Raw genomic sequence first — 6,454 nt, 5'->3', positions numbered from 1 at the left:
CGGCAGGAGGATCTTGCCCTCCGCCGCGTAGGCCGGCAGCCGCCGGCTCTGCCCGCCCGCCATCAGCGCGAGCTTCTTGCCATCGGCGAGCCATGAACCGAAATCACCGCCGCGAGACCGGCAGCCCTCGACGAGCAAATGGGCGACTCCGCCGCCCGAGCCAAGCTTGCTTCCACGCGGATCGCTCGCCGCGAACCACGCCCCCCCGCTGCGTTCCCCGAAGATCTCCGCCATCGCAGGCGGCAGTGAAATCAAGCGCTCAACATCCACGCCCCATGCTATTCGCCGTTCGACGAAACGGGGAAAAGCCGAAAATTTCCATCCTTGTCGCGAAAGAACCCCTGAATCACGACCTGCGCAGAGCGACCCATCGCATCCACGCGCTGCGACCAGCTCATCCGGCCGCGGCCCCAGTCGTTCCAGATCACCCGGCCGTTCTTGTCGACGACCTCGTTTTCCGGGCGCACGAGCGTGGCGTATTTCTTCGGGCTCACCCGGGCGGCGGCGAGAAGGTTTTTGTTGTAGAGCGAAATCCACCACGCGCCGTAGGCGTCGGGCGCGGTCTTCGGCGTGATTTCGATCGTCACGTCACCCGCCTGGCGAATCCCGCCGGTGAACGGGATCGCGTAGATCGCGGCGATCTCCTCGCGGCTGGTGAGGTAGCCGGCCAGGTAGGAGCGCAGCAGGTTGCGCAGGGCGCGGTCGCCGGATCGCGAGCCATAGATGCCCATCTCGACGCCCGCGGGATCGCGCGGGTCGCCGTAGATGTCGAGCTCGATGTCGCCGTTCACGCGGAACGACATGTAAGGCACGTTCGCGAATTCGCCTTGGTCGATAAGCGTAGGCGGAATCTCCCGCATGGACCGGATCTCGTCGTGGCTGCGGAGGTCGTTGGCGATGGTCTGCCACGAGGGCAGGCGGCCGCGGCGATTGATCTTCGTGTTCTCCGTGCCGGTATTCGCCTCGTCGAGGATGCGCACGATGGAACTTTTCGGATAGCTCACCTCGCCCGTCTTCTCCTGCAGGAGCACCGCGTCGCGCGAGTTGCGAATGATCAGCCCGCGCACGGTGCGGCCGTCCTTCAGCACGAGGGCGTCCGGCGTCTTGTTCGTTTCGTCCATCGCGCGCAGCGGCGCGGCAACCAGCGCAAGACCAAGGACGAAAAGGGCGAAATTTCGGGAGGAGCAGTTCATCATTGAGGCGCGCGCCGTCGGCCGGTAAGCAATCAACTCTCGTCCCCATCGCGGTCAATATGATTATTCCCCGACACCTCCTCGCGACCGCCGGCGCCTTGCTCGCCCTTGCGGGATGCGTGACTCCGCCGGCCCCCTACAAGAAGCCCGCCGGCCCCGCGCCGACCGTGAAGACCGGAAAATTCTGGTGGGGCACGTCGACCGCGAGCTTCCAGAACGAGGACCGCGGCGTGCCGAAGGACTCGCCGAATTACTTCCAGACCGACTGGGACGTCTTCGCCGAGGAAGGCCACATCCCGCCGCGCGGCGAGGACGCCACGTTCTCGTGGACGCATTTCGACAAGGACGTCGAGGCGCTGAAGAAACTCGGCGTGAACCACTACCGCTTCGGCATCGAATGGGGGCGCGTCGAGCCCCGGCCCGGCGTCTTCAACGAAGCCGCCATCCGTCAATACGTCGCCATGGCCCGCAAGCTCAAGGCCGCCGGCATCGAGCCCATCGTCACCCTCTGGCACTTCACCTTCCCCTCGTGGGTCTACGATCCGAAGCGCCCGCGCCGCTCCGACTTCCTCTACCCCGGCATCGAGGCCGCGTGGAAAGACTACGTCACCCGCATGGTCACCGCTCTCGCGCCTGTCGTCCGCATCTACGTCCCGCAGAACGAGCCGAACGGCGACCTCTACATCGGCTACTTTGGCGGCCACTGGCCCCCCGGCCTGCTGCTGACCCCGTGGTCGCTCAAGAAAGCCACGAAAGCCGCCGTCGCCATGTATCGCGAGGCCGCGACGATCATTCGCGAGAAGCGCCCCGACGCCATCGTCATGGGCATCTACTCGATCCCGAACTGGCGGCGGAACTACCTCGGCGACCCCACCGGCTTCGTCTACAACATGATGCAGCGGCAGAACTTCGACCACCTCGACAAGGTCGCCGACGTCACCGACATCATCGGCGTGAACTACTACTACTCGCAGGACGCCTCCGTCGTGCGCTTCATCGCCCGGCCGCAGGGCGAGCTCTCGTCGAACTACACGCAGAATGGCTGGGAGGTCGATCCCGAGGGCCTCTACGCGGTCATGCGCGCCGTGCAGAAACGCTACGGCAAACCCATCGTCATCACCGAGAACGGCATCGGCACCCAGAGCGAGCAGAAGAAAATCCGCTACTACCGCGAGCACGTCAACCAGATGCGCCGCGCCCTCAACGATGGCGTCGACATCCGCGGCTACTTCCCGTGGACCCTCAGCGACAACTACGAATGGGCCGAAGGCTACGCCGCAAACTTCGGCCTCACCCACGTGAACCCGAAAACGAAGGAACGCCAGATGGAGCCAACGGGATACTGGTTCGCCAATTTCATCCGCACCAATCCCGAGCCGTAAGGCGACATTCCACTCCCAAGGCACCAAGGGAGGAAATCCCCTCTCCTCCCCCTTTCGCATTTCTTGGTGTCCTTCGTGCCTTGGTGGTTTAACTTTCCCTCCCTTTCGCCATGACCGAACTCGAACGCCTCCGCCACTCCAGCGCGCACGTCCTCGCCACCGCCATCCTGCGCATCTGGCCCGAGGCCCAATTCGCCGCCGGCCCGCCCGTCGAGCAGGGCTTCTACTACGACGTCGAGCTGCCCCACCGCATCACGCCCGAGGACTTCGAGCGCATCGAGGCCGAGATGAAGAAGGAGACGAAGGCCAACAACGTCTTCGAGCGCGTCGAGGTCACCCGCGACGAGGCCATCGCCATGGCGCAGGAAGGCCGGCTCGCCGCCCTCGGCGCCCGCCCCGAGCCCAGTAAATTCAAACTCGATATCCTCCAGCGCATCCCCGAGGGCGAGGCCATCACCATCTACCGCAACGGCGACTTCACCGACCTCTGCGCCGGCCCGCACGTCATGCGCACCGGCAACATCGGCGCCTTCAAATTGACCCACGTCGCCAGCGCCTACTACCTCGGCGACGAAAAGAACCCCCAGCTCCAGCGCATCTACGGCACCGCGTTCAAGAACAAGACCGCGATGGACGAATACTTCGCCATGCTCGAGGAGGCGAAGAAGCGCGACCACCGCCGGATCGGCCAGGAAATGGGCCTCTTCGCGATGGATCCTGAGTTCGTCGGCCCCGGCCTCCCGCTCTGGCTGCCGAAAGGCACCGCCATCGTCGAGGAGCTGGAGAAGCTCGCGAAGGAAACCGAATTCGCCGCCGGCTACGTCCGCGTCCGCACCCCGCACCTTGCGCGGGAGAAGATGTATCGCACGAGCGGCCACCTACCGTATTACGCGGAATCGATGTTCCCGGCGATGACTCTCGATGAAGACGACGTGGAGCGTCGCCAGCTTGAAGAGAAACTGCATGATCTCACCCAACCTTTCGGAGACGCGTGTGATCGTGCGTCCGCTGAATTCTCGTTTATCCTTCCAAAGGAGTTCACTGCGCAGTCGGTAAAGAAACAAATCGCGCAGTCGGGTGGAATTGTTCCGGACTATCTGCAGAAGGTTGTCGACCAAGGGGAGTCTATTCAGAAAGCGTTAAATGCTCTCAGCCGCCCTGATCGCTACTACCTCAAGGCGATGAACTGCCCGCATCACCACCGCATCTTTGCGGCGGAACCGCACAGTTATCGCGACCTGCCGTTGCGCCTTGCGGAATACGGCTGCTGCTACCGTTACGAGCAGAGCGGCGAGCTCTTCGGCCTCATGCGCGTGCGTTCGCTCAACATGAACGACGCGCACATCTACTGCACCGAGGAGCAGTTCGCCGAGGAGTTCCGCGCCGTGAACGAGATGTATCTCAAATACTTCGCCATCTTCGGCCTCGGCAAATACCAGATGCGCTTCAGCACGCACGACCCCGCCAAGCTCGGCCAGAAATTCGTCGACGAGCCCGAGCTCTGGAAAAAGACCGAGGACATGGTGCGCCGCGTCCTCATCGAGAGCGGCATCAACTACGTCGAGGTGCCGAACGAAGCCGCCTTCTATGGCCCGAAGATCGACGTCCAGGTCTGGAGCGCCATCGGCCGCGAATTCACCATCGCCACGAACCAGGTCGACTTCGCCGTCCCGCGCAAGTTCGGCCTCGTCTATCGCGACCGCGACAACGCCGAAAAGACCCCGCTCTGCATCCACCGCGCCCCGCTCGGCACGCACGAGCGCTTCATCGGCTTCCTCATCGAGCACTACGCCGGCAATTTCCCGCTCTGGCTCGCGCCCGACCAGGTCCGCGTCATCACCATCGGCGACGACGAAGCCCTCACGACCTACGCGAAGGCGATCCACCGCGAACTGCGCGCGAACGAAGTCCGCGCCGACATGGACCTCGGCACCGACCCGATCAAGGCCAAGATCGCGAACGCCGAAAAAACCAAGGTCCACACGATGCTGGTGATCGGCAACCGCGACCTCGAGGCCGGCGCCGTGAGCATCCGCCTTCACGGCAAAGGCAACGTCGGCGCGAAGCCGAAGGCCGAAGCCATCGCCGACATCGTCGCCGCGATCAAGGAACGCCGGGCGTAAGAAGACTACGCCTTACGGCTGCTGGTGCAACCCGATCACCGCGCCGGTGGGATCCTGCACGATGGCGATGCGACCGACGTCGGGGATCTCCTCCGGCCCCCAGCAAAGCGTGCCGCCGAGTTCCGTGGCCTGCGCGATCGAGGCGTCGAGATTCTCGACGATCACGTAGGTCTTCCAATGCGTGGGAATCTCGGCGACCGGCGCCTCCATCACACCGCCGAATGGGACGCCATCCTGCACGAACATCGTGTAGCCATCGCGGAAGGGCTGCGTCGTCCAGCCGAAGAGCTTCGTGTAGTAGGCGATCGCCGCAGCCGAATCGCTCGTGATGAGCTCCTGCCAGCTGATCTCGCCGGGTTTCATGGAACGATACTCGCCGGAATTCTCGGAGGTGCTCATGCGCTCAAGGAAATGTCTCTCCGGGAAAGACGCCAGCCCCCATTTTCACAATTTCGGCGCGGCCATTAATAATTTTCCAAATAATTCGCACGAATCTGCCAAAAAATGGCGCTTTCTCGCGTCCTGCGGGGTTAGACCCTGCAGTCATCATGCCCCCCATCCCTCCCATCTCTGACCGGAGATCCTCCCGACGTCCTCGCGCGGCTGCGGCCGTGCGAATGAGCCTCGCGGGATTGACCCTGTTTTCCGTGTCACTCGTGATCGCCTCGAGCGCGCTCACCTGGCTCCTTCTGCGCCCCGATCCGGGGACAAAGGCCGGAACGCCCCCTCTCGTTTCTTCCGTCGATCCCCTCGCCGACCTGCCGAAACCCGCGACCGTGCCGGAATGGGGAGAGCTGGTCGAACGCAACATTCAACTCGAGCGCCCGGACGAATACACCGGCTTTGAGCTCGAAGCGCGGCTGGTTGCCGACTGGAAGTTTCCCGGCGCGGATCGGGAGCAGGCTCGCGCCTTGATGGAGAGCTGCGGCGTGCCGGCAGCCGCGTCCGAGCGGGCTCTGTCGCCGGCGATGGTCACCGAGAAGCCCGACGGTCTGGTCGTCCACCCGGACGAGGCGCTTATTGTCTCCGTGCCGGGAGCCGCCCGGGCGAAACTCTACGCCGAGCTGGGTCGTCGGAACGGAATTCCCCAGCCCGTGATTCCCTTCAGCTTTTCGACGAAGGATTTCCTGGCGACCCTCGAGAGCAGCGGACTGCCGCCGGCGACACAGACGATGATCCGCAATCTCTCCTATGTGCAGGGCGACCGCACCTCCTTCAGTGACCTCGGCTTTGTCCTCCAGCGTCTCGCAACCGACGAGGAGCGAATGAACGTGGCGCGCGTGCTCTCGCGCATCTCGGCGGTGCTCGTGCGCCTGCGCGTGCGACCGGATTCCGACATCGACAAGATCGTCGCCTACTGGTCATCGGTGCCCGGCGTGCGCAGCAAGGACGTGCGGCCGCTGCTCGAATCGGTGCGTCGCGCGGATGGCACCATCAGTCTCACCTATCTCCTGCCCTCCTTCGCTCGCGAACGCCTCTACACGTTCCCCCTCACGACGAAGGCCGGCGGTGCTGACTCGGACTGCCACTGGACGACGATGAATTTCTTCAACGAGACGCCGGACGACCGCTTCTCCAATGTCGACTTCACGAGCCGTTACATCACGGAAAATTACTATCCCATCGCGCGGCCCGGCAAATACGGCGACCTCGTCTTCGTTCTCGATAAGAACGGCGGTGCCAACCATTCCGCTGTCTTTCTCGCGGGAGACATTGTCTTCACGAAGAACGGCCAGAGCTTCGGCCAGCCCTGGCT

General features: G+C 63.7%; 6 protein-coding genes. 3 read left to right on the top strand and 3 right to left on the bottom strand.

Going from position 1 to position 6,454, the window contains the following annotated elements; translation table 11 throughout:
• On the bottom strand, positions 1-234 hold a 234-nt coding region (locus VIM61_13275; protein ID HEY8901377.1), incomplete at its 3' end, for a hypothetical protein.
• 44 nt (positions 235-278) lie between these two features.
• Positions 279-1,193, bottom strand: coding sequence for a hypothetical protein (locus VIM61_13270; GenBank protein ID HEY8901376.1), 915 nt, complete (start codon positions 1,191-1,193; stop codon positions 279-281).
• Positions 1,194-1,252: 59 nt separating this feature from the next.
• On the opposite strand from VIM61_13270, the gene VIM61_13265 reads away from it, so the two are divergent.
• Complete coding sequence (locus tag VIM61_13265; protein HEY8901375.1) at positions 1,253-2,575, top strand: family 1 glycosylhydrolase; 1,323 nt, start codon at positions 1,253-1,255, stop codon at positions 2,573-2,575.
• 110 nt (positions 2,576-2,685) lie between these two features.
• On the top strand, positions 2,686-4,698 hold the full coding sequence (locus VIM61_13260; protein HEY8901374.1) for a threonine--tRNA ligase: 2,013 nt from the start codon (positions 2,686-2,688) through the stop codon (positions 4,696-4,698).
• 12 nt (positions 4,699-4,710) lie between these two features.
• Here VIM61_13260 and VIM61_13255 read toward each other — a convergent pair whose 3' ends face one another.
• Complete coding sequence (locus VIM61_13255; protein HEY8901373.1) at positions 4,711-5,097, bottom strand: VOC family protein; 387 nt, start codon at positions 5,095-5,097, stop codon at positions 4,711-4,713.
• Between the two features lie 248 nt (positions 5,098-5,345).
• Here VIM61_13255 and VIM61_13250 point away from each other — a divergent pair.
• Positions 5,346-6,454, top strand: a 1,109-nt coding sequence (locus tag VIM61_13250; protein HEY8901372.1) for a hypothetical protein, incomplete at its 3' end; no start/stop codon positions are given.

This window comes from Chthoniobacterales bacterium (genome assembly GCA_036569045.1).
GTDB lineage: Bacteria > Verrucomicrobiota > Verrucomicrobiia > Chthoniobacterales > JAATET01 > JAATET01.
This window is presented reverse-complemented; position numbering and strand designations above follow the sequence as displayed.

Excerpts from the sequence above, each read along its gene's own strand:
- VIM61_13270 (HEY8901376.1), bottom strand. The coding sequence starts at position 1,193 with ATGAACTGCTCCTCCCGAAATTTCGCCCTTTTCGTCCTTGGTCTTGCG.
- VIM61_13265 (HEY8901375.1), top strand. The coding sequence starts at position 1,253 with ATGATTATTCCCCGACACCTCCTCGCGACCGCCGGCGCCTTGCTCGCC.
- VIM61_13260 (HEY8901374.1), top strand. The coding sequence starts at position 2,686 with ATGACCGAACTCGAACGCCTCCGCCACTCCAGCGCGCACGTCCTCGCC.
- VIM61_13255 (HEY8901373.1), bottom strand. The coding sequence starts at position 5,097 with ATGAGCACCTCCGAGAATTCCGGCGAGTATCGTTCCATGAAACCCGGC.